Annotated in this window: 21 protein-coding genes; 5 read left to right on the top strand and 16 right to left on the bottom strand. The window is 73.1% G+C overall.

Going from position 1 to position 23533, the window contains the following annotated elements:
- The first annotated feature begins 132 nt into the window (after positions 1–132).
- Complete coding sequence (locus tag IW256_RS38750; RefSeq protein WP_231404100.1) at positions 133–1419, top strand: DUF4913 domain-containing protein; 1287 nt, start codon at positions 133–135, stop codon at positions 1417–1419.
- A 90-nt stretch (positions 1420–1509) separates the two neighbouring features.
- Here IW256_RS38750 and IW256_RS38745 read toward each other — a convergent pair whose 3' ends face one another.
- From IW256_RS38745 to IW256_RS38675, 15 genes are all read right to left on the bottom strand, one after another.
- Positions 1510–2679, bottom strand: a complete 1170-nt coding sequence (locus IW256_RS38745) for a cytochrome P450 (RefSeq protein ID WP_197015677.1) — start codon at positions 2677–2679, stop codon at positions 1510–1512.
- A complete protein-coding gene (locus IW256_RS38740; protein WP_197015676.1) occupies positions 2676–3122 on the bottom strand; it encodes a PPOX class F420-dependent oxidoreductase in 447 nt (148 codons plus the stop codon). The genes IW256_RS38745 and IW256_RS38740 overlap by 4 nt, the downstream gene beginning before the upstream one ends.
- Before the next feature lie 18 nt (positions 3123–3140).
- Positions 3141–3554: a DUF1761 domain-containing protein gene (locus tag IW256_RS38735; protein WP_197015675.1), complete on the bottom strand. Its 414-nt coding sequence runs from the start codon at positions 3552–3554 to the stop codon at positions 3141–3143.
- Positions 3551–4192, bottom strand: a complete 642-nt coding sequence (locus tag IW256_RS38730; protein ID WP_197015674.1) for a TcmI family type II polyketide cyclase — start codon at positions 4190–4192, stop codon at positions 3551–3553. Before IW256_RS38730 ends, IW256_RS38735 begins: the two co-directional genes overlap by 4 nt.
- A gap of 20 nt (positions 4193–4212) precedes the next feature.
- Positions 4213–5400: a cytochrome P450 gene (locus IW256_RS38725; protein WP_197015673.1), complete on the bottom strand. Its 1188-nt coding sequence runs from the start codon at positions 5398–5400 to the stop codon at positions 4213–4215.
- Positions 5397–6836: an acetyl-CoA carboxylase biotin carboxylase subunit gene (locus IW256_RS38720; RefSeq protein ID WP_197015672.1), complete on the bottom strand. Its 1440-nt coding sequence runs from the start codon at positions 6834–6836 to the stop codon at positions 5397–5399. The genes IW256_RS38725 and IW256_RS38720 overlap by 4 nt, the downstream gene beginning before the upstream one ends.
- 13 nt (positions 6837–6849) lie before the next feature.
- The gene (locus tag IW256_RS38715) at positions 6850–7431 is read right to left on the bottom strand and encodes an acetyl-CoA carboxylase biotin carboxyl carrier protein (protein ID WP_307829346.1); all 582 of its coding nucleotides are present in this window, start codon (positions 7429–7431) and stop codon (positions 6850–6852) included.
- 41 nt (positions 7432–7472) lie between these two features.
- Positions 7473–9281 carry an acetyl-CoA carboxylase carboxyltransferase subunit alpha/beta gene (locus IW256_RS38710; protein ID WP_197015670.1) on the bottom strand — a complete coding sequence of 603 codons (1809 nt, stop codon included), beginning with the start codon at positions 9279–9281 and terminating at the stop codon, positions 7473–7475.
- On the bottom strand, positions 9278–10831 hold the full coding sequence (locus IW256_RS43015; protein ID WP_197015669.1) for a methyltransferase: 1554 nt from the start codon (positions 10829–10831) through the stop codon (positions 9278–9280). Before IW256_RS43015 ends, IW256_RS38710 begins: the two co-directional genes overlap by 4 nt.
- A 2-nt stretch (positions 10832–10833) precedes the next feature.
- A complete protein-coding gene (locus IW256_RS38700; protein WP_197015668.1) occupies positions 10834–11106 on the bottom strand; it encodes an acyl carrier protein in 273 nt (90 codons plus the stop codon).
- Positions 11107–11230: 124 nt separating this feature from the next.
- Complete coding sequence (locus IW256_RS38695; RefSeq protein WP_197015667.1) at positions 11231–12484, bottom strand: ketosynthase chain-length factor; 1254 nt, start codon at positions 12482–12484, stop codon at positions 11231–11233.
- Complete coding sequence (locus IW256_RS38690) at positions 12481–13749, bottom strand: beta-ketoacyl-[acyl-carrier-protein] synthase family protein (protein WP_197015666.1); 1269 nt, start codon at positions 13747–13749, stop codon at positions 12481–12483. The genes IW256_RS38695 and IW256_RS38690 overlap by 4 nt, the downstream gene beginning before the upstream one ends.
- The gene (locus IW256_RS38685) at positions 13746–14186 is read right to left on the bottom strand and encodes a cupin domain-containing protein (RefSeq protein ID WP_197015665.1); all 441 of its coding nucleotides are present in this window, start codon (positions 14184–14186) and stop codon (positions 13746–13748) included. Before IW256_RS38685 ends, IW256_RS38690 begins: the two co-directional genes overlap by 4 nt.
- A 207-nt stretch (positions 14187–14393) precedes the next feature.
- The gene (locus IW256_RS38680) at positions 14394–16157 is read right to left on the bottom strand and encodes an AfsR/SARP family transcriptional regulator (RefSeq protein WP_197015664.1); all 1764 of its coding nucleotides are present in this window, start codon (positions 16155–16157) and stop codon (positions 14394–14396) included.
- 347 nt (positions 16158–16504) lie between these two features.
- Positions 16505–17023, bottom strand: a complete 519-nt coding sequence (locus tag IW256_RS38675) for a MarR family winged helix-turn-helix transcriptional regulator (RefSeq protein WP_307829345.1) — start codon at positions 17021–17023, stop codon at positions 16505–16507.
- Positions 17024–17080: 57 nt separating this feature from the next.
- On the opposite strand from IW256_RS38675, the gene IW256_RS38670 reads away from it, so the two are divergent.
- Entirely contained in the window at positions 17081–17866 is a 786-nt protein-coding gene (locus IW256_RS38670) for an alpha/beta fold hydrolase (protein ID WP_197015663.1), read from the top strand.
- A 126-nt stretch (positions 17867–17992) separates the two neighbouring features.
- Entirely contained in the window at positions 17993–19093 is a 1101-nt protein-coding gene (locus IW256_RS43010; protein WP_197015662.1) for a PP2C family protein-serine/threonine phosphatase, read from the top strand.
- Positions 19094–19130: 37 nt separating this feature from the next.
- On the opposite strand, the gene IW256_RS38660 is transcribed toward IW256_RS43010, so the two are convergent.
- The gene (locus IW256_RS38660) at positions 19131–20114 is read right to left on the bottom strand and encodes a YbgA family protein (RefSeq protein WP_307829344.1); all 984 of its coding nucleotides are present in this window, start codon (positions 20112–20114) and stop codon (positions 19131–19133) included.
- Between the two features lie 396 nt (positions 20115–20510).
- On the opposite strand from IW256_RS38660, the gene IW256_RS38655 reads away from it, so the two are divergent.
- Both IW256_RS38655 and IW256_RS38650 read left to right on the top strand, forming a co-directional pair.
- Positions 20511–22082: a M28 family metallopeptidase gene (locus IW256_RS38655; RefSeq protein ID WP_197015661.1), complete on the top strand. Its 1572-nt coding sequence runs from the start codon at positions 20511–20513 to the stop codon at positions 22080–22082.
- A 508-nt stretch (positions 22083–22590) separates the two neighbouring features.
- Positions 22591–23466 carry a hypothetical protein gene (locus tag IW256_RS38650; protein WP_197015660.1) on the top strand — a complete coding sequence of 292 codons (876 nt, stop codon included), beginning with the start codon at positions 22591–22593 and terminating at the stop codon, positions 23464–23466.
- Positions 23467–23533: the final 67 nt, after the last annotated feature.

The following is a 23533-nucleotide window of genomic DNA, read 5'->3' as shown; positions in this document are numbered from 1 at the left end:
ACAATCACGCCGGGTAGTGGTGTGCCAGGCGGAGCCGCTCGTGCGGCTCCCCGCAGACGGGAACCGCCCCTGGCATGAGCAAGAGCGGCTTATGATCTTCAATAATCCCAGAACCCCATGTCGGAGGTCCCGATGCGTATGGACGACACAAGCTCGAAGGACCCCACTGATAGCCGGCCCGACCATGCGGGCAAGACCCACTTCCACGATCCGGAGGAGTTCTTCGTCGAGTTCCTATCCCCTATGTACCGGCGAAGGATCGGCGGCCAGTTCCGGTGGTGCGCAAAGTGGTGGTGCCACGCCGAAGCGGCAATAAGGATCACCGCGATGTGGGAGACCTGGGAACACTTCCGCTACGAGGGGGTATTGGGCATGTCCACCTGGCTCACCCAGCATGCCGGACCCCATATGGACGTCCTGCTATCCCCCGATGGACCCTTCACCGCATGTAGCCCCGACTACCACGACCAGCAGGCTTCGCTCCCCTACGACCTGGCTCCCGAGGGCCTTTGGTCCCCACCTGCCTTCAGCGACCAGGACCGTCCCCGGAGGAAACCGCTTCCGCCGTGGTCCGGTGACCGGGAGAGGAACAGACCGGCCGGCCGCGAAGACGTGGCGACGCTCAGATGCGAGCTTGAGCAGATGATCGGCTTGGAACAGGTCAAGCAGCAGGTCAGCACCATCGTCGATGTCATCGAGGTCGGCATGCAGCGGTCGCGTCTGGGCCTGAGGACTCCCGCCACCGGACATCACCTGGTGTTCACCGGGCCCCCCGGCACCGGTAAGACCACCGTCGCACGACTCTACGGCCGGATCCTGGCGGCCCTCGGCGTCGTCAGCAAAGGACACATCGTCGAGGTCGCCCGCCCCGATCTCGTTGGGCAGTACATCGGTGAGACCTCCAGGAAGACCAAGGAAAAGTTCGACAGCGCGCTTGGCGGCATCCTCTTCATCGATGAAGCCTACGCTTTGGCCCGCTCCGACTCCGGACGCGATTTCGGGCGCGAGGCTATCGACGTCCTGGTGAAGCTCATGGAGGACCATCGTGAGGACGTCGCCGTCATTGTCGCCGGGTACCAAGCTGAAATGCAGGACTTCCTGTCCGCCAACCCAGGCTTGCGCTCGCGTTTCACTCGGATCATCGCTTTCGAGGACTACAGTTCCGCCGAACTCGTCGAGATCGTCCGCCACCGCGCCGCCCACGACGGCTATGCCCTCATGCCCGAGACCCAATCGGGACTGTTCGCCTACTTCGAACTGATCCGTCGCGACGACTCCTTCGGTAACGGCCGCACCGCCCGCCAGGTTTTCGAGACCATGGTCGAACGTCAATCGGTCCGCCTCAAAGCTTCAGGCCGGCCCTTGGAACACCTGAGCCGGGAACAGCTCTCATCCTTCACTCTCGCCGACATCCCCTGAGCGTGGCGCCGACGTCGGCGACGTCATGGCGGAGACCCGATCAGAGGCCCGCCGATCAGTACTGACTGATAACCCTCGGGGCGTCCGGGGTCACCAGGTGACGGGGAGTTCGGCGGGGCCGCGGACCAGGGCGCTGGTCCGCCACCGGACGGTCGCGGGGTCGACGGCGAGCCGGAGGTTCGGGAAGCGGCGGACCAGGCTGGAGAGGGCCACCTGGAGTTCGGAGCGGGCGAGATGGACCCCCAGGCAGAAGTGCGGTCCATGGCCGAACGTCATGTGCCTGTTGTCGGACCGCGCGAGGTCCATCGTCTCGGGGTCGGTGAAGACCGCGGGGTCACGGTCGGCGGCGATCAGGGACACCGCGACCATGCTTCCGGCCGGGATGAGAACGTCGCCGACCCGCACGTCACGGGTGGTCAGCCGGGGGGTCGTGACCCCCACCGACGGGCAGAGGCGCAGCAGCTCCTCCACCGCCGTGAGCACCAGCCCGGGGTCACGGTGGAGCGAGGCGTACAGGTCGGGGCGGCTCAGCAGCGCGTGCATGCTGTTCCCCAGCTGGTTCATCGTCGTCTCATGGCCCGCGATCAGCAGGGTGAGGCCGAGGCCGACCAGTTCGGACTCGGTGATCCGGTCCTCCTGGTCGCGCAGCACCAGCAGCGCGCTGAGCAGGTCGTCGCCCGGCCGCTCGCGCTTGGCGGCGACCAGCCCGCCGAGGTAGCCGTACAGGGCCATCCGCGCCCGTTTGACCTCCTCGAACGGGTGACCGGAGATCGACATGATCGCCTCCGTCCAGCCCCGGAAGGCGGCCCGGTCCTCGTACGGGACGCCGAGCAGGTGGCAGATCTCCGTGATCGGCAGCGGCGCGCACAGGGCCTCGACCAGGTCCACCGGCGGACCGGCCTCGACCATGCGGTCCAGGAGGCCGTCCACGACCGTCTGGATCCCCTCGCGCATGGCCTGGACCCGGCCGCGGGTGAACGCCTTGGACACCACGCGCCGCAGCCGGGTGTGCTCGGGCGGATCCATGTTGAACAGCGTGTTGGCCGCGCCGACGTGCTTGCGGGGCAGGTTCTCCGGCGTGTCGGAGCGGATGGTCTGCGCGCGGCTGAAGGCCGGGTCGGTCAGGACCTGCTGGGCCTCTTCGTAACGGGTCACCACGTAGCCGGCGTCGCCCGACAGCATCGTCACCCGTGCCACCGGGCCGGCCGTTCGCACGTCGGTGATCAGAGGCAGGGCCTCCGGGATCCTCTCGGCGGTCATGTCACGTCCCTTCCGTTCAGCTCGGGCCGGCCGGCGGACAGGTTCCAGGTGATGACGCGTTTCGGCCGGATCCGGATGAGCTCGTCGCTGTGGTGGGGTGCCAGGGGCCGCCGCCCGGCCAGGGCCTCGGCGCGCCCGCGGATCTCGATCCCGCGGCCCCGGCCGGGTCTCGGCGACTCCGGCCCTTCGGGGGCCACGTCGTCGAGGATGAACGTGGCCCGGGAATCGGCGAGCACGTTCCGGTACTTCTGGGTGGTGCCGAGCCTCGGACCGCCGATGTCGATCGTGCCGTCGGCGTTGAGCCGGAACCCGACGGGCCGCACATGGGGAGTCCCGTCGGGGCCGATCGTCGCGAGGCGGCCCACGCCGCGGGCGAGGATGTAGTCGCGCTCCTCGTCGCTGAACGGCCCTTCCGTCCCCCGCGGACCGTGGACGCTGGTCATGATCTGCCTCCTGGCGGGTCACCAGGCGCCGAGGACGGCGCCGGTGACGGTGAAAACCGTGGTGTGGAAGCCGGCGTCGATGGCGATCAGCCGGGGCGGGCGGGCCTCGAAGGCCATCGAGCTGAGCAGGGCGCCGGCGGCGACGCCCAGCCCGGTGAGCAGGCCGGCCAGCGCACCGGTGGCCAGGCCCGCGTCCCGGCCGAGCAGGAGGGCGAGGACGAAGGCTCCGGCCAGGGCGGTCACGAAGGCGAGGGCGAAGAGGGCGGGCAGCGGGCGGCGCCGCATCTGCTCGGCGCTGAGGCCGGCGTGGCGTTCCCACGGCCTGCCGAACATGAGCGGGGAGTGCCACAGCCCGGCCAGGGGCAGCCGGGCGGCGGCGGCCGCGGTCACCGCCGCGTAGTTGATGTCCGCGAGGTCGGTCAGCGTGGTCATCGGGACTCCCTGGGGTCGCGTATGTGCATGGCGGTCATCCGGACGGTGCGGCCGAGGGTGGAGACCGCGTCGGCGAGCGCCCGGTGCTCGGGGTCGCGGGAGAAGCGTTCGAACGCCTCCGCGTCGGTCCAGTCGCTGACCACGTAGTAGGTGCGGGGGTCCTTCCGGTCGCGTGACAGCGACTGGGCGAGGTTGGCCGGCTGCCGGTCGACGACGGCGGCCATCCGCTGCCAGGTGCGTTCGAACTCCGCGCCGCGCCCGTCGTCGACGCGTATCTCCAGGAGCAGGCGGTAGGTCGCGGCCGGGGCGTCCGCGGACCAGTGGTAGAACTCCTCGGCCTGCGCCTCGCGCATGCTCGGCCGGCGGGGGTCGTACGGTGTGAGGAGTTCGGCGAGCTTCTGGTCGACCTCGCGGAACCGCGGGTCCTCCCGTGAGGCGTAGAGGTTGTCCGTCAGGTCCCGGCCGCCTTCCACGAGGTGCATGTAGAGGCCGTGATAGTGGAGCAGGGTGCGGCGCGTGACGCCGATCCGGGCGGGCAGCTCCGTACGGTCGTGCTCGCGGAACGCCTGTGCCACGGCGGCGCGGTCCGCCGGGTCGATCCGGCGGATCATGAGAGCGCGATGCGGCGAGGATGCCATGGGTCCTCCTTCGGGGGTCGCTACCAGGTGATGGGGAGTGAGCGCAGCCCTCGTCCGAGCGACTCGTGCTCCCACTCCAGGTCGTCGGGGGGCGCCGCCAGGCGCATTCCGGGCAGCGCGCCGACCAGCGTGGCGATCGCGATGCCGAGTTCGGCGCGGGCGAGCTGCGCGCCCAGGCAGCGGTGGACGCCGTGGCCGAACGCCAGGTGGCCGCGGGGCCGGCGGTCGATGCGGAGCTCGTCGGGGTCGGGGAACACCGACGCGTCGCGGTTGGCGGAGTCGATGGCCGCGATGACGGTGTCGCCGGCCTTCATGAGGACGCCGCCGACCCGGACGTCCTCCAGGACGACCCTCGGGAAGCCGCCCACCGCGATCAGCGACGTGTAGCGCAGGAACTCCTCGGCGGCCTCCGGGATCCGTCCGGGCTCGGCGCGCAGCCGCTCGACGAGGCCGGGGTGGGTCAGCAGGAGGTAGGCCGTGCCGGCGAGCTGGTTGGCCATGCTGTCGTGGCCGCCCACCAGGATGGCCATGACCAGCAGGACGGCCTGGTGCGGCGCGGCGGCCTCGCCGTCCACGGCCGCGACCAGGGCGGACACCAGGTCGTCGGCGGGATCGTCGCGCCTGGCCGCGATGAGCCGCGCCACGTACTGCCCGAGCCGTCCGCGCGCCTCCGCGATGTTCTTGCCCGCGCCCGCCGTGGACAGCAGCGCGTGCGACCAGGCGATGAACCTGCCGTGGTCGGCCTCGGGCACCCCGAGCAGCCGGCACAGGACGCTCATCGACAGGGGCTGGGCGAAGCCGCCGACCAGGTCGGCCGGGGGGCCCTGCTCCTTCAGCCGCGCCACGAGCCGTTCGGCCACCAGGGAGATCTGCGGCCTGAGCTCCTCCACCCGGCGCGCGGTGAAGGTCTTGTTCACCAGCGCGCGGACCTCCGTGTGCTCCGGCGGGTCCAGCGCGAACAGCGAACCGGCCGGGGGGTTGATGCCCGCGAAGTCGTCGCCGGTGGCCTCGTTGGCGGCGGCCCTGCTGAACCTCGGGTCGGTGAACACGCGGCGGGCGTCCTGGTGGCGGGTCACCAGCCAGGCCGGGTGGCCGCTGGGCAGCCTCACGCGGAGGATGGGGCGCTCGGCCCGCAGCCGCGCGTATTCGGGGGCCGGGTCGACGCCCGTCCGGTAGGCGAAGGGGAAGGCGGGGCAGTGCTCGTTCATGAGGGGTCTCCCGGGCCGGCAGGGACGGTGGAGGCGGTGAGGGCGGCCACGTCGCCGGCGGTCAGCCCGGCGAGCAGCGCGGTGTCGTGCGAGGCGTCGCGGAAGCGCGGATGGCGCAGCAGGCCCCGCAGGAAGTCGCGGTTGGTACGGATCCCCGGTCCGCCGATCCGGCACTCGGCCAGGGCCCGGTCCATCCGCGCCAGCGCGCCGGCGCGGTCGGGCGCCCAGACGACGACCTTGGCCAGCAGCGGGTCGTACTCGCTGGGGACGGCCGATCCCGCGGCCAGGTGGGTGTCGACCCGGACGAACGGGCCGGCGGGGAGGACGACCTCGGTCAGCCGCCCGGGAGCCGGCCGGAACCCCTGGGCGGGGTCCTCGGCGTTGATCCGGCACTCGATCGCGCATCCCCGCGTCACGGTCCCGGACGCGGGGAGCCCGGGGGGCGGCTCCGGGCCGCCGCCGTCGCGGGCGGCGAGCGGTTCGCCCATGGCGACGCGCAGCTGCCGGTGGACGAGGTCGACGCCGGTGACCATCTCGGTGACCGGGTGCTCGACCTGGATCCGGCAGTTGGCCTCGATGAACCAGTACGCGCCGTCCGGCTCGACGAGGAACTCCAGCGTCCCGGCGCCGTGGTAGCCGATCCCGGACGCGCAGCGCACCGCGTCCGCGGCGATGCGGTCGAGCAGGTCCGCGGGGAGGGCGGGGGCCGGGGCCTCCTCCACGATCTTCTGGTTGCGCCGCTGGAGCGAGCAGTCCCGGCTCCCCAGGTGGACGACGGTTCCGTGCCGGTCGCCGAGGACCTGGATCTCGACGTGCCGGGCGCGCCGGACGCACCGTTCGACGAACACCCGGTCGTCGCCGAAGAGCGTGGCGGCGGCCGAGCGCACCCGGCCGAGGGCGGCCGCGAGGTCGCCGGGCGCGCGCACGATCTCCATGCCCCGGCCGCCCCCGCCCGCCGCGGCCTTGAGGATCAGCGGGTAGCCGGTCCGCGCGGCGTGCGCCCGGACCTGCTCGGCCGAGGCGACCGGCTCCGGTGAGCCGGGCAGCACCGGGAGCCCGGCCGTGGCGGCGATCCGGCGCGCGTTGATCTTGTCGCCCAGCACGCGCAGCGCCTCGGGAGAGGGGCCGACGAAGGTGAGCCCGGCGCCCTGGCATGCCTCGGCGAAGTCGGGATCCTCCGAGAGCAGGCCGTAGCCGGGGTGCACCGCGTCCGCTCCGGTGATCCGCGCCGCCTCCAGGATCGCGGGAATGCTGAGGTAGCTGAGCGCGGCGGGAGCGGGGCCGATCCGCACGGCCCGGTCGGCGGCCACCACGTGGGCGGCGCCGTCGTCGGCGGCCGAATGGACGGCCACCGTGCCGAGGCCGAGTTCCCGGCAGGCGCGGATCACGCGCAGGGCGATCTCGCCGCGGTTGGCGACGAGGACTCTGGTCACCATGGGGGCACCACGCTCACGGGGAGGGACGGATGGACAGGAGCGGCTGGTCGAACTCCACCGGCGCGCCGTCCTCGGCGTGGACCGCGACCACGGTGCCCGCCACCGGCGCCTCGACCGGGATCATCAGCTTCATCGCCTCGACGATCGCCACCTGGCAGCCCGCCTCCACCCGGTCTCCGACCTCGGCGAAGGGCTCGGCCGACGGTTCCGGGCGCCGGTAGAACGTCCCGACGGCGGGGGCCCTGACCTCGTGGCCGGCCGCGTCCACCGTGTCCCCTGCGGCCGGGGACACGGTGGCCGTGGCCCGCGCGGTGGACGGCGCGGTGGCCGTGGACGGCGCGGTGGCCGGTACGGGAGCCGGGGCCGGGGCCCCGGCCTCGGCCGGTGCGCGGCCGGGCTCGGGCCATTCGACCTCCAGGTACATCTGGTCGACCTGGAGCACGACACGGCGGAGCGGTGGACCCGGCACGGACGCGATCAGTGCCAGCGCGCTGCGGCACACGCCCTCCAGGACGTCCTCGAGGTCGGTCCGTGGACGTCCGGCGCCCGCACCGCCGCCGTTCGCGTTGCCGCCGTTGGCGTTGTCTGCGTTCACGTCGCCTGCGTTCGCGTTGCCTGCGTTCACGTTGCCGCCGTTCATGGGGCGCCGTCCTTGTGCAGGGACGCCGCGGCGAGCGCGAAGGGCCCGGACGCGCCGTCGTCCCGGTTCTCCAGGAGGCCGGACAGCCGTCTACCGGCCAGGTCGGCGACGGGGACGGCGCCGACCTCGGCCAGTTCGGCCGCGATCGCCTCCCCCACCGCCCGCGTCGTGGCGGCCCGGTCCAGGCCGCCCTCGGCGGTGCGGGCCTCCCGTACCACGCCGTGGATCACCCCGGCCCGGAGCAGTCCGGCCGCGTCGAGCCGGAGCGCGGCGGCGGCCTGCGGCGCGGCGGCCTCGCTACGCCACAGGATCGCCGCGCACCCCTCCGGGCTGATGACCGAATACACCGCGTTCTCCAGCATCAGCAGCCGGTCCGACACGGCGAGGGCGAGCGCGCCGCCGCTCCCGCCCTCGCCGGTGATGACGCTGACGATCGGCACCGGGAGCCGCGCCATCAGGCGCAGGTTCGCGGCGATGGCCCCCGCCTGGCCGCCGTTCTCTGCCTCGGCCCTCGGATCCGCGCCGGGCGTGTCCACGAACGTGATCAGGGGGCTGCGCAGTTTGGCGGCCAGACCGGCCAGCCGGGCCGCCTTACGGTGGCCCGCCGGCGAGGCCATCCCGAAGTTGCGCGCGGACAGCTCCCGCGCCGTCCGCCCCTTCTGGTGGCCCATGACCACGACCGTCCGGCCCCGGAAACGCGCCAGGCCGCCGACCAGGGCCGGGCAGTCCGTCCCGGTACGGTCGCCGCGAAGCTCCTGGAAGTCGGTGCACAGGGACCGGATGTAGTCCAGGGTGGTGGGCCGGTCCATCTGGCGCGCGCGTTGGACCCGTTCCCAGGGATCGGCAAGGGCGAGCAGGTCCGGATCGCGCACCACCGGGCCGCCGTCCAACGACTCGCCGTCCACCGGCTCGTCGTCCAGGGCCTCGCCGTCCAAGGGCTCGTCGTCCACGGGCTCGTCGTCCACGGGGGTGGGGCGGTCGCTCGCGGGACGCTGCCGGCCGTTCGTCCGGGCGCACGCGAGCAGGGACGTGAGCACCGGGCGCAGCGACCGCCTCGGCACGACCTGGTCGATGAGGCCGCGCTCGGCGAGCCATTCGGCGGACTGGAACCCGGGGGGCAGCTCGGTGCGCGTGACCTGCCGGACGACGCGCGGCCCGGCGAAGCCCATGCGCGCGTGGGGTTCGGCGACGATCACGTCGGCCAGGGTGGCCACCGACGCCGCGACCCCTCCGTACGTGGGGTCGGTCACCAGCGTGATCGTGAGGACGCCGGCGTCGTCCAGGCGGGCGAACGCCGCCGAGATCCGGGCCATCTGGCGCAGGGAGAAGATCCCCTCCTGCATCCGGGCGCCCCCGGACGCGGTGACGGTGAGCAGCGGCACCCTCCGTTCCAGCGCCGCGGCGGCGGCGTCGCACAGCCGCTGCCCGGCCGCCATGCCCAGGCTGCCGCCGAGGAACGCGAAGTCCATGGCCGCCACGACCAGCGGATGCCCGCCGATCTCGCCCGCCGCGCTCACGACGGCCTCGTCGATCCCGCTGGCGTCGCGCGCCCTGCTCAGCCGTTCCGGGTAGGGCAGGGTGTCATGGAATCCCAGCGGGTCGTACGGCGTGCTCGCTGTGCCCGGAAGGGGGACGGCGGTGCCCGGATCCAGGAGCTGCCGCAGCCTGCCCTCGGCGCCCACCCGCAGGTGGGCTGCGCACAAGGGGCAGACGTCCAGGTTGCGGGCGAGCCGCCTGCCGTACTGCGGGGAGCGGCAGGCCGGGCACAGCACCCACTCCGGCGGGGACGCGGCCGGGGCGGTCATCGCGGCTCCTCCCCCGCCTCGGCCGCCGGCCCTGCCGCCGAGCCTGCCGCCGGCTCTGCCGCCGGGCCGCCCAAGGGAAGCGGACGGCACTCCATGACCGTCCAGTGGCCCTCACCGGGACTACCGGCAAGCTCGAAACCGCTCTCGCCGAGCAGCCGCCGCCATTCGTCCAGCCGCCGCTCCCTGCCGCCGAACAGGACGAGCATGTCCAGGTCGAGGAACTTGGCGTGATCCCAGCGGTTCCCCTCGGCGACGACCTGCTCGACGATGAACAGCCGGGCGTCCCGGTCGCCGATCGCCTTCCGGACGGCGGCGAGCAGGTCCCCGGCCTCGCCGTCCGGCCAGTTGTGCAGGACCGCCTTCAGGATGTAGGCGTCGCAGTCCTCCGGGATCGGGCCGGTGAAGAGGTCACCGGCGATCCTCGTCACCCGTTCGAGGATCCCGTGCTCGCGGAGCACCCCGTCGGCCTGGGCGATGACGCCCGGCCGTTCGAACAGGACCCCGGACGCGTCCGGCGCGCGCCGCAGGGCCGCCGCGAGGAAGTGGCCGTGGCCGCCGCCGAGGTCGGCGATGCGGCTGAACCGCTCGGGCCGGACGGCGTCCAGGTGCCGGTCGGTCTCCCATCGGCCCAGGTCGGTCATGGTGCGGTCGAAGTAGGCGCCGTCCTCGGGGACCTCCTCGAAGTACCGCCAGATGTCGGAACCGAGCGCCGGCACCGTCGCGGGCTCCCCCGTGCGAACGCTGTGGGTCAGCGCCCCGTAGGACTTGGTCACGAACGGCTGCGCGCTGTAGAGGACCAGGGGCAGGAGGCTGTAGGGACGGTCGGCGCGCAAGCCCTCGGCCAGCGGGGTGCTCTCGAACCGCCCGTCGGGCCGTTCGGCCATGATGCCGACCGACGCGGCGCACCGCAGCAGCCGGTACAGCGCGTCCGGATGCGTCCCGCTGCTCTCGGCCAGCTCGGCGACGCCGCGCGGCCCGCCGGCGGTCAGGTCGACGATGCCCAGCTCCGCCAGGGTGGTGACCACCGCGGCCAGCCGCGGCCCGCACGTCAGGTACAGCAGCCGCTGGGCGTGCAGGTCCCCGGGGCCGTACTCGGCGCCGGCCCGGGCACGGGTCTCCAGGACCTTCTTGATGTGCGCCATCTGCTCGACCGTGGTGCGGTTGAGCCGGTCCCGCATGGCGTCCTCGGGGATCGGGGAGCCCGGCTTCATCGCGAAGTCCTGGATCCACCGCATCATCACGCCCGCCGCTTCCTGGTGGTACTCCCAGCGGATGTTCATGTACGCGAACGGGCCGGTCTCCACGCGCTGGGCGAGCACGGTCCGGGTGGCGCGGTCGGGGGTGCGCCGTGACACCCATGACCAGACCTCGCCCTGCTCGTCGGGGTGGGTGGTCAGCCGGAACGTGACGGAGTCGTCGTCGCGCCGGAGGATCTCCGCGGACGCGTACTCGGTGAACAGGTCCGGCCAGCCCGCCACGTCGTTGGTGTGCTCCCACACCAGCTCCATCGGCGCGTTCACCAGGATCCGGTTGTCGGTACGGGCGGCCATCGTCACTCCTCCCCTGACTTCGCCGGGGCGTCGTTGAGGTACCTGAGCAGTTCCGCCGGAGTCGTCAGCTCGCCGATCACGTCGTCGTCGAGTTCCAGGCGGAACCGTTCCGCCATGCGCGCGGAGGTCTCGAGCAGGGCGAGGGAGTCGTAGCCGAGGTCGGTGAACGTACGGTCGCCGATGTCGCCGCTGAGGTCGACGCCCTCGTCCTCGCCGGCGCATTCGCGCAGTACGGACACCAGCTGGGCCAGCGTGATCCGGCCGTCGTTGGTCATGTCGGCTCCTGGGGGATCCGGGTTCCTGGGGTGTGGGGATTCGCGGGGGTATGGGGGTTCTCGCGGGGTCGGGTACGCGAGGGATTGGGGTAGGCGGGGGGAACGGGTTCGTGAGGGAACGGGGTTACTGGGAGGGGGGTCCGGGACGGCACGGGCCGGCGAGGACGATCGCGCTGTTGAAGCCGCCCTGCCCGCGGGCCAGGACCAGCGCGTGGTCGATCCGGGCGCGCCGGGGCCGTCCGGTGACGAGGTCGATCCGGTACGAGGGGTCCGGCCGGACGTCGGCGGTGGGCGGGATGAGGCCGTCCCGCATGGCCAGCAGGCACGTGGCGACGTCGACCGCCGCGCCGCCCGCGGAGAGGCGGCCGGTCATCGCCTTGGGCGCGGTCACCGGCACGCCGTACGCCCCGAAGAGGCCGGTGATGGCCGCCGCCTCGGCCCGGTCGAGGTCCGGGGTGCCGGCGGCGTCGGCGAACACCACGTCGATCCGTCCGGGTTCGAGGGCGGCGTCGGCCAGGGCGAGGGCGGCGGCGCGGTGGAGCGTGGACGGGCGTCCGGTGCCGGGCGCCGGGTCCAGCGTCGCCGCGTACCCGGCCACCCGCCCGTAGCACCGTTTCGCGCCGCGGGCCAGCGCCTCGCCCTCGCGTTCGAGCACGAGGACGGCGCCGCCCTCGCCGATCACGTGGCCGGTCGCCCCGGCGGCGAACGGCCGGTAGGCGGTGGCGGGGTCGTCGCCGGTGCTGATGTGCGGGCCCGCCAGCCGCGCCGTGACGCCCCACGAGCACAGCGCGGCCTCGAACCCGCCGGTGAGGACCCCGCTCGCGCCCTTGCGCAGGACGCGGCGGGCCTGGCCGATCGCGTCCAGGCCGCCCGCCTGGCCGCTGACCAGCACCCCGCTGGGGCCGCGCAGGCCGTTCCTGATGGAGATCTGGCCGGTGTTGACCGCGTAGAACCAGGCGAACGACTGGTACGCGCTGACCTTGTGCGGCCCGATCGACCACAGCTTGCGCAGCTCGTTCTCACCGAAGGTGAACCCGCCCGCCGAGTTGGCCGTGACCACGCCGTAGCGCAGCGACTCCCCGGCGGAGAGGGTGAGCCCGGCGTCGGCGATCGCGCGGTCCGCCGCGATCAGGGCCAGCCGGGTGAGATGGTCGGTCTGCGGCAGGAGCCGTCCGGGCAGGTGGTCGCGCGGCTCGAAGTCGGGGACCTGCCCGGCCAGCCGTACCGGGTAGCCGCTCGCGTCGAACCTGGTGATCGGGCCGATGGCGACGCGGCCGGCGAGCGTGGCGTCCCAGTGCTCGGCGGTGCCCAGGCCGCTCGGCGAGGCCACGCCGAGGCCCGTGACGACCGGGTGGTGCTCGCACGCCCCGCCGTTCACCGGCGCCACCTGCCGGGGGCGCTGAGCACCATGGCGCTCTGGAAGCCGCCGAAGCCGCTGCCGACCGTGAGCACCGTCCCGGTCCGCTGTTCGCGCGCGGTCACCGGTACGTAGTCGAGGTCGCACTCGGGGTCGGCGTGGCGCAGGTTCGCGGTGGGCGGGACGAGGCCGTGGTCGATGGCCAGGGCGCTGGCGGCCACCTCGATGGCGCCGATCGCCCCCAGCGAGTGGCCGACGACGGACTTGATGGAGCTGACCGGTACGCGGTAGGCGTGCCCGCCGAGCGCGCGCTTGAACGCGGCGGTCTCGTGCCTGTCGTTCTGCCGGGTGCCCGATCCGTGCGCGTTGACGTAGTCGACGCCCTCGGCGGGGACCCGCGCCTCCGCCAGCGCGGCCTCGATGGCGGCCGCCATCTCGGCCCCGTCCGGCCGCAGCCCGGTCATGTGGTAGGCGTTGCACCGGGACGCGAAGCCGCGGATCTCCGCGTGCACATGGGCGCCCCGGGCGCGGGCCGCGTCCAGGTCCTCCAGCACCAGCATCGCGGCGCCCTCGCCGAGCACGAACCCCGACCGCGTGGCGTCGAACGGCCGGCAGGCGTGCTCGGGGTCGTGGTTGTCCGGCGAGGTGGCCTTGATCGCGTCGAAGCACGCCACCGTGATCGGCGAGATGGGGGCGTCGGAGGCGCCCGCCAGCATGACGTCGGCGCCGCCCTCGCGGATGATCTCGACCCCGTGCGCGACGGCGTCGAGCCCGGAGGTGCAGCCGGTCGACACCACGCAGGCGGGTCCCTCCGCGCCGACGTCCCAGGCGACCTCGCGGGCCAGGGACGCCGGGACGAGGTAGTCGGGGAGGTGCGGTGAGGCGTACGCGGGGTCCACGACCGGGAGCCGGCCGCTGTCGCTGACGACGCTGTACTCGCGTTCGAGCGACACCGTGCAGCCCACGGCGCTGCCCACGGACACGCCGGTGCGGGCGGGGTCGAGCTCGCCGGGGTCCCGGCCGCTGGCCGCCAGCGCCTCCCGCGCGGTCACGACGGCGAACTGGGCGGCGCGGTCCATCCGGCGCACCTGCCGCGGCGTCAGCCCGTACCGTCCCGGATCGAAGTCGATCTCGGCCGCCACCCGGGACCGGTACCGCGACGGGTCGAACGCGGTGATCGTGCGGAAGGTGGGCCTCCCTCCGGAGACGGTCTCCCAGAACCCCTTCGTGCCCGGGGCGCCCGGGGCCAGGACACCGATGCCGGTGATGGCCACGCGACGGGTCACGGGGCGTCCCCGACTCTCGGTGGGGCCGCCTGGGGCCGCGGCGCCCGCTCGGTCTCCACGTGCCCGAGGTCCGCCCGCGGCGCCAGCGGCCCGAGGAACAGCACCGCGGTCGCGGGACGGTCGCCGCGGTTCTCGTACCGGTGCCGGGAGCCCCGGCGGATCAGGACCGCCTCCCGGGCGTTGAGGACCACCTCGTCGTCGTTGACGAGCGCGACGATCTCGCCGTTCGCGATGTAGACGTGCTCGTCGGAGTACGGGTGGTAGTGCTCGGTGACGCACTCGCCGGGTTCGAGGTCGAGCAGCGCCATGAAGCCGGCCGACGTCAGGGCCGAGCTCTGTTCGAGGAGCACCCGCGTGGCGCCTCCCAGCCGGTGGTAGGCCGGCACGTCCGAGGCGGCCACCTTGAAGAGTTCGAGAGGGGTTCGTGGACGGTTCACAGCGTTGCCTCCCCTTGCCGTTGCCTGGCCGGACATCCGTTCCATCCGCCGGAAACGACGCTAGGCAGACCCGCCGAAAGATGACCGACATGCCGCCGACCACCCGCCGACACCCGCCGACGCGGCGCCGACGCATGCTCCCGCGCATCGTTGACTTGCGGCGAGTTGCTGCCTTGGAGTGCCTCTGAGTCGACAACTCGCCGCAAGTCAACGTGCGTCCGGGTCGGGCTGCTGGCGGGCGTGGATGGCGGCCAGTTCGTGCAGCCGGTAGCGGGGCTCGCCGCCGCCGGAGTCGGCGGGCTCGACCAGGTTGGCCTCGACCAGGCGGTCCAGGATCCGGATGCCGTCGCCGCCGGCCAGGGCCAGCGCGGTGCCGTCGGCGAACTCGGCGCCGCGCAGCGCGGCGAGGCGGCGCAGCAGCGTCCGGGCCGCGGGGTCCAGGGCCGCGTAACTGGCGTCCAGGACGGTGCGCATCTGGAGGTCCCGGGTGGCGAGCTCGTCCAGCCTCCGGTCCTCGTCCCGCAGCGACGCGGCGAGAGCGGCCAGGGGGCAGGACGGCCGGAGCGCCGAACGGGCCCCCACGATCCGCAGCGCGAGGGGCAGGTACCCGCACAGCCGGGCGATCTCCTCGGCGACGGGCCGTTCCCGCTGGATCCGCCCGGCGCCGAGGAGCCGTTCGAGGAAGGCGAGCGCCTCGGACGGGGGGAACGGCCCGGGCCTGACCCGTTCGACGCCGGGCAGATCGACCAGCCGCTGCCGGCTCGTCAGCAGGACCCCGCAGCCGTGCGTGCCCGGCAGCACGGCCCTGGCCTGGCGCACGTCGGCGACGTCGTCGACGACGAGCAGGATCTGCCGGTCGGCCAGGCGTTCCCGCAGCATGGCGGCGTGGCCCTCCAGGTCGCTGCGGCGGCTGCCCGGTTCGCCGAGGCCGGTCAGCAGGTCGGCGAGCGCGTCCCGCAGGTCCCGGGGCCGCCCGGTCGAGCCGCCCAGCTGGACGTACAGCTGCCCTCCGGGGAACTCCCCCCGCAGCGTGTGGGCGGCCTTCACCGCGAGCGCCGTCTTGCCGACGCCGGGGAACCCCACGACGGCGACGATCGGGACGGTGGAGGAGCGGCGGGAGACGAAGTGGTCGACGATCTGCCGCAGCTCCGCCGCCCGGCCCACGAAGTCGCCGATCTCGGGGGGAAGCTGGCAGGGAGAGCCCGGCCGGGCCTCCCACCGGGTCGCGGGGATCGTACGCTCGCGGCGCGGCCGAGGGCCCGCGATCTCCCGGGACCGCCGCAGGATCGCCTGGTGGAGGTCGCGAAGCTCCTGGCCCGGATCGAGCCCGATCTCCTCCCGCAGGATGGCGGCGCACGCGCGGTAGCACTCCAGTGCCTCCTGCTGCCGTCCCTGCCGGTACAGGGCCGTCATCAGCAGCGCCCAGAACCGCTCGCGGAAGGGCTCGGCGTTGACCAGTTCCTGGAGCTCACCGATCACGTCCTCCCCTTCGCCCAGGTCCAGCTCCAGCTCGAAACGCCGTTCGGCCGCCTGCAGCCGCTGCTCGACCAGCCGCGGGACGTCGGTGCGCTGCAGATGGTCGGACGGGACGTTGCTGAGCGGACGGCCGTGCCACAGGGCGAGCGCCTCCCTGAGCACGACGATCTCGCGGCGGCCGTCGGCCTCCCGCCTCGCCCGGTCGATCAGGCCCGCGAACCGCGCGAGGTCCAGCTGTTCCTCCGCCACCTCGATGACGTAGCCGTGCGGGTCGGTGCGGATCAGCCGAGGCGGGGCGCCCGCGCCGCTCAGGGTGCGGCGCAGCCGTCCCAGATGCGCCTGGGCGGTGCCCCGCGCGTCGCTGGGCGGGTCCGCCCAGAGCCGGTCGATCAGCTCGTCGATGGTGACGAGGCGGTTGGCGTTCAGGAGCAGTGACGCGAGCAGGATGCGCTGCTTGGTCGAGCGGATCGGAACGCGCCTGTCCTCCACGGTCACCTCAAGGGCTCCGAGCGCGCGAAAACGCGTCGGCGGCTGCATCTCCAATCGACGGCTCCCTCGATTCCGCGGTGGGACGGCGCAATCGAGCGCTCAGACGTTTCGGCAACCGTAAGTTCGCGCGGACGGCACCGGGAGATCATCGCCCAAGTACGTGAAGTACGTGGTCAGAGCGGTGATGGGGAGCGCATGCCCGGGGGCGGATCCCTGAGGGGGTCGAGTTTCCACCCCTCCCGAATACCCTACTCTCTGTAATCTTATAGTTACTCTCAGTAGATAGTCTGGAGCGGCCCACGTCGCCTCCTCCCGGACCTCAGTCCACCTCAGCCCCTCAGCCCCTCAGCCCCTCAGTCCACCTCGACGTCGCCGACGAGGCGCAGGAGGCTTGACAGCACCCGGACGCAGGCGGCGATCTCGGCCTCGGTCAGGTCGCCGCCGATCCGGCGCATCACGGCCCGCTCGCGGTCGATCACGGCGGTGATGGCGGCCCGGCCCTCCCCGGTCAGCCGGATGAGCACGGACCTCTTGTGCGCGGGATTGGGAATCGACTCGACCAGCCCCCGCGCGGCGGCATCGTTGACCATCCGCTGCACGAACTGGCGGCTCAGCGCCTGAGTCCGTCCCATCTGGGGAACGGTCATGGGCCCGTGCTCGCGGAGCATGTTGAGGACGGCCCGCACCCCCACCGACAGCCCCTCGATGGGCGCGTCCTGCTCCACCTTGCGGTGGGCCCGCCGGTACAGCGGCCCCACCAGGTCGAACACCTCGGCGAGCCGGTCGGCCGGATCTCCGGGCACCTGATCTTCGGGCACTGGACCTTCGGGCACCGGCTCTTCGGACACCGGGCCGCGTTCCGTCTCGTTCACCCCACCATCATGACATCTCGGTTGTCATCTTTCGCCAATGATGACACCCTGGTTGTCATGAACGATCTCTTCTGGCTCGACACCGGCACCGGCCGGCCCGTCGTCCTGCTGCACGGCGGCTTCGTGGACCACGGCATGTGGGACGACCAGATCGCGGCCCTCGCCTCGCGCCACCGCGTCATCGCGCCCGACGCCCGCGGCCACGGCCGTTCCGCCAACGCCACCGAGCCGTTCCGGTTCGCCGACGACGTCGCCGCCCTGTTGCGGCACCTGGACACCGGCCCCGCGGTCCTGGTGGGGATCTCCATGGGGGCGGCGACCGCGGTGGACACCGCGCTGGAGCACCCCGAGCTGGTCGGCGCCGTGGTCGTCGGCGGTGCCGGGACCAGCGAGCCGTACTTCACCGACCCGTGGACCACCCAGGCCCTGGGCGCGTGGCATTCGGCGATGGCCGCCGGTGACATGGACGCCTCGGTCGAGGCGTTCCTGACGCTCGGAGCCGCGGGCCCGCACCGCGCTCTCGGCGACCTCGACCCGGAGGTCGTGGACCGCCTGCGGACGATGGCCGCGCGCACCATGGCCAAACACGCCGGCGAGGCGCCCGCCCCCGACCTGATCACACCGGTACGCGACACCTGGGAGCGCGCCGCCAAGATCGACGTCCCGGTGCTGGCCGTCAACGGCGCCGTCGACTCGCCCGACCACATCGGCATGGCCGAACGTCTCGCCCGCACCGTCGCCGACGGCCGCTCGGTCTCGATCGACGGGACGGCGCACTACCCCAACATGGAGCGCCCCGACACCTACAACGAGATCCTCGGCGACTTCCTGCGGACCTTGTGACCGCCGGGCCGGGCGGCTCCGCCGCGGTGACGCCCGGCCACGAACCCCCCGCCGCCCGTTCCCCCCGGACGCCTCCCACGCCCCGCGGACCCACGAGCGGACCCTTACCTCGGGTAGCTTCGGAGAGTGCCAGAACACCGGCAGACCGGAAGCCTGTCCAGGCGATGGCGGTCGCTGCTCCAGCTGACGGTCCCGCTGGGGCTGCTCGTGGTGATCGCCGTGGCCGCCGTGCAGGTGCCCATGTCGGTCGACCTGGAACCGCTGCTGGTGGTGGCGCCCGCGCTGACGGCCTCGTTCGCCGGCCCCAGGGCGACCGCCGCGGTGGGCCTGGTCGCCGTGGGCGTCCAGGGGCTGCTGCGGGTGGTCCGCGACGACCTGACCGCCACCGAGAGCCTCATCCAGGTGAGCGCGCTGGTGCTCGTCACCATGTTCGTGGTGGGCTACGCGGCCGTACGGGACCGGAGACAGCGGGAGCTGGACCAGGTCAGGCTGGTGTCCGAGGCCACCCAGCAGGTGCTGCTGCGGCCCCTTCCGCGCCGGATGGGCCCGCTGCGGATCGCCTCGGCGTACCTGGCCGCCGCGAAGGAGGCCCGGGTCGGCGGGGACCTGTACGCCGCCGCCCGCACCGCCGAGGGCACCCGCCTGATCATCGGTGACGTGCGCGGCAAGGGCCTGGCCGCCCTCGGTGACGCCGCCGTCCTGCTCGGCGCCTTCCACGAGGCCGCCCGCACCCGCACCACGCTGCCCGGCCTCGCCGGACACCTGGAGGCCAGCGTCGACCGGAACGTGACCGAGGTCGCCGAGCACGACCAGAACGCCCAGGAGAACTTCATCACCGCGGCCATCCTCAACCTCCCCGACGCCGACCCCGTGGTGGAGCTGGTGGACTGCGGCCATCCGCCGCCCCTGCTCCTGAACGGCCACGGCGTCGTCCCGCTCCAGGCGGAACGGCCCGCGCTCCCTCTGGGCCTGGGCGGCCTGTCGCAGGACGGCTACGAGGTGAGCCGCTTCCCCTTCAAATCGGGAGACCTCCTGCTGCTCTACACCGACGGAGTGATCGAGGCCCGCGACTCCCACGGCGCCTTCTACCCGCTGGCCGAACGCGTCGGCGCATGGCACGACCTGGAACCCGACGACCTCGTCCAGCGCGTCCGCGAGGACCTGCTCGCCCACGCCGGCGGCCGGCTCGACGACGACGCCGCGATGATCGCGGTCAGGCTGGACTGACGGACCGGGACGCCCGCCCACCTCCCGGGGGCACGGCTCACAGGTGGTGGCGCAGGACGAGGTCCGCGGGGAAGGGGTCCAGGTAGGTCTGCAGGGCCACGTAGTCGTGCCCCTCCCCCTCGGCGTTATGGCGCAGCAGTGCGACGGGGACGCTGAGCGGCGCCTCGCCTCGGCGGTAGGACTCGATCGCGGCGACGATGTCGTGCCGCCGGACCCGGTCGAGCCGTTCGCTCAACGGGCCGAAGACGTGCAGGAGCGCGTTGGTGTGGCGCCCCCGCCCGGCGCGGGCGGCCAGGGCCCGGCCGAAGGCGTCCCGGTAGGCGGCCTCAAGGTCGGCGCGGTCGCGGGTGCCCGCCTGGGCCACGATCCGCCCGGTCTCCCGGTAGCCGGCCGGCGAGTGGGCGAGGATCTGCAGCTTGTGCCTGCTGTGGAACGCCACGAGGTCACGCGGGCGCCACTCGCCCTCGAAGAACGCCCGCAGCCGGGCCTGAGCGAAGACGCGTTCGACGAAGTGCTCGCGCAGGCCCGGGTCGCGCAGCCGCCCCTCCTCCTCCAGGGGCAGGTGCGGGAGCGCCTCGCGCACGAGACCGGCGAACACCCCGCTGCCACGGCGGTCCACCGGCTGCCCGTCGGTGCGCTCCCCCTCCCGCCCGGACGCGTAGCGCGGCAGGCCGAGCAGCCCGCAGCTGGGCGAGCGTGACTTGAGCACGTACCCGTCGAGGCCGTCGAGATCGGGGATCCGGTCCCGCGCCAGGGCGGTCATCGCCTCGGTGTGGTCGGCGGTGCCGTCCCTGGTGACGATGCGGCCGTCGGTGAGCAGGCGCATCGTCGGGCGCGGGGCGCCGAGACCGATCTCCATCTCCGGGCAGATCGGCACCCAGTCGACATGGCGTGCCAGCGGTCCGGTGAGGAAGCGGTCACGGCTGTGGCCCCCGTTGTAGCGGACCGGCTCGCCCAGCAGGCAGCTCGACACGGCCAGCCTCGGGCGCGGCGACGTCCAGCGCGGGGCGGGAACGCTCACCGGCGCTCGCCCGGCAGGTCCGGCAGGCCCGGCCCGCCCGGTACCGGCCGCCGCTTCAGGAACATGCGGATCACCTCAGATGGACGCCTTCATGCCTGTTCGTAGTCGAAGTGACGGGCATAAGCAACCGAGGGAAAGCAAAAGGACATCCGCGACCTCCTGACCCCTCATCGTTCCCGCGGCCCGGCCGGCACCCCGGCCGGGCCGCCCCTTCCCTTGCCCCGGCGCCCCGGTGGGGCGGCGTCGCCGCAGGTGACGGGAGTGCCGGTACGGCCGCTTGCGGTCGAAGGGGCCCCGGAGGCGCACGACATCTTCCGCAACCCGACATTTAGGGATACGTTCCGGGATCAGCAGTCACGGGGGCCTGCTCGATCGTCGAACTCGGAGGAACCGACCGTGCGTCTTCACGTTCGCCGGGGGGTGTTCCGTACCGCCACCGCGGTCACGGCCATCGCCCTTCCGCTCTCCCTGACCGCGCCCGCCACAGCCGATCCCGATGGCGGCGCCCAGCAGAGGGCCCTCGACTCGATCCAGGCTCCGAACGCCATGAAGCACCTGCGGGCGTTCCAGGCCATCGCCGAGGCCAACGGCGGCACGCGGGCGTCGGGGACGCCCGGCTACGCCGCCTCGCGCGACTACGTGGCGGGCCTGCTGAAGAAGGCCGGTTACAACGTCACGGTGCAGCCGTTCGCGTTCCCGTTCTTCCGGGAGAACTCCACCGCGGCCATGAGCCAGGTCTCGCCGGAGGCCAAGACCTACGCGCCCACGCCCCCGGACGGCAGCACGCTGGGCGACTTCGCCACCATGACCTACTCCGGGTCCGGCGACGTCACCGGGACGATCCAGGCCGTCGACCTGACCCTGCCGCCCTCTCCGGAGCCGGGTTCCACCAGCGGATGCGAGGCGTCCGACTTCGCCGGCTTCACGGCGGGCAACATCGCCCTGGTCCAGCGCGGGACCTGCGACTTCGAGATCAAGGCCCGCAACGCCCAGGCCGCCGGCGCCTCCGGCGTCATCATCTTCAACGAGGGCCAGCCCGGCCGCACCGCGACCCTGCAGGGCACCCTCAACCAGCCCGGCGTCACCATCCCGACCGTGGGCGTCAGCTTCGCCGTCGGCGAGGACCTCGCGTCCCCCGCCGGGACCGTCGTACGGCTTAAGACGGACACCGAGAGCGAGACCCGGACCACCTGGAACGTCCTGGCAGAGTCCAAGAAGGGCGACCCGAACAAGGTCGTGATGGGCGGCGCCCACCTCGACGGCGTCCTGGCGGGTCCGGGCATCAACGACAACGGCTCGGGCAGCGCCGCGCTGCTGGAGGTCGCCGTCCAGATGGGCAAGCTGACGCCCCGCAACAAGCTGCGCTTCGCCTGGTGGGGCGCCGAGGAGCTGGGCCTGCTCGGCTCCGAGCACTACGTGGCGAACCTGTCCGCGGCCGAGCAGGCCAAGGTCGCGCTGTACCTCAACTACGACATGGTCGCCTCGCCCAACTTCGCCTACAAGATCTACGACGGCGATGACTCCGACGCCACCGGCGCCCCGGCCGGGCCGCCCGGATCGGACGAGATCGAGAAGACCTTCGCGAAGTACTTCGACGCCCTGCGCCTCGGCCATGTGGGCACCGACTTCGACGGGCGCTCCGACTACGGCCCGTTCATCGCGGTCGGCATCCCGTCCGGCGGCCTGTTCACCGGCGCCGAGGGAGTCAAGACCCCGGAGGAGGCCGCGCTGTTCGGCGGGACCGCCGGTGAGGCGTACGACCCCTGCTACCACCAGGCGTGCGACACGCTCGCCAACATCAACACCACGGCGCTGAACGTCAACATGGGGGCCATGGCCCACTCGGCCCTCACCTACGCCTTCAGCAAGGACCTTCCGGGTCCTGACGTCCGTCCCACCCCCACGGCCGCCCGGACCGCCAAGGCGTCCGCGCACGGCCACGCGCACGGCGGCGAGCTCGCCAGGTAACCACTTCGCTGACCACGGAGGCTCCCGATCGGCCTGGACGGCCGGCGGGAGCCTCCGTGGTTGGTAAGGGGGCTCGGCCGGCACCGGTGGCGAGAGCGGTGGCGGCGAGAGCGGTGGGGCCGGCCTGGCCTGGCGGGCCTGGGTTGGGCCCAGAGTCGTTCATTCACCGCATTTCGGCTCCGATGGCGGCGATAAGGTCGGCCACGTTCGTGCCAGGAGAGCCATCGGGGAAGGTGGACAAGTGAACAGCGAGGGCCAGCGCCCTGACCGTCCTTTCGAGCCGCACCGGCAATCGCCTCAGGAAGGGTCGTGGGCCGATCCCGCGGGCGGGCAGTCCGCGCCCCCGCCTGCCGCACCGCCCGGCGGGCCGTACGCGCCGCCGCCCCCACCGCCCCCGCCGCCGGGTGCCGCCGGGTTCGGGTCCCCCGGACCGCCCGGCCCACCCTCTCCCCCTGGGCAGATGGGTCCCATGGGTCCTCCGATGGGTCCGATGGGTCCGATGGGTCCGATGGGACCGCCGCAGCCGCGTAAGAAGACGGGCAAGCTGATCGGCCTGCTGGCGGCCGGAGGCGCCGCGGTCCTGGTGCTCGGGGTGATCGCCGTGGTCGCCCTCAACCTCGGGAGCGACGAGCCGGACGGTCCCGTGCGGGCCGAGCACTGCCTCGACAAGCGTTCGGAGATGACCGCGTCCGGCTCGATGCAGCGGATCCCCGTCGCGACCAGGGTCGGCTGCGCGTCCGACACGGCGAAGGCCAAGGTCGTCAAGGTGATCCGCACCGGCGAGCGCACCACGTACAGCTTCGGCGTCTCCTCCATGCCGGACTGCCCGGACGGCGCCGACGGCGTCGCCCGCGTCACCACGTCCGAGCAGGACAAGCGCTACTGGGAGGTCTGCACCCGCAACCTGAGCGCGCCGCATCCCGGCGCCCCCGGCGCCGGCGGGGCCATGCTCGGCCCGGGTGACTGCATCAGCGACTCCATCGCCATGCGCTCCGAGAAGCCGTGCGCGTCGGCCGGCTGGTACGGCAAGGTCATCGCGCGGGTCCAGACGGAGCAGGAGTGCCCCAAGCCTCGGACCATGGAGACCGCGAAGCTGTCCGGCTCGGCGCCCCGTCCGGTGCTGTGCATCGGGGCCGGGGGCAAGGTCCTGGCGCCGGGCGACTGCATCAGCGACCCCACGTACAGCTTCCGCGGCCCGCAGAAGGCCGAGTGCGGGACCACCCGGGCGGTCGCCAAGGTCACCGGCCGCGTCCGGACCCGGCAGGAGTGCCCCTCCGGTTCGAACAAGGTCATGGAGGCCAAGGGGGCGGCGTACCTGCCGGTCCTGTGCCTGCGCCAGCTCAGGCCGACCCTCAGGGAGCAGCTGGACTCGCTCACCGGCTGACCTCCGGCCGACCTCCGGCCGTCCTCCGCCGGGCGGACGCACAAACCTTCAAGACGGGTCCGGGCCG

Origin of the sequence: Actinomadura viridis, from assembly GCF_015751755.1 — a bacterium.
Classification (GTDB): Bacteria; Actinomycetota; Actinomycetes; order Streptosporangiales; family Streptosporangiaceae; genus Spirillospora; species Spirillospora viridis.
This window is presented reverse-complemented; position numbering and strand designations above follow the sequence as displayed.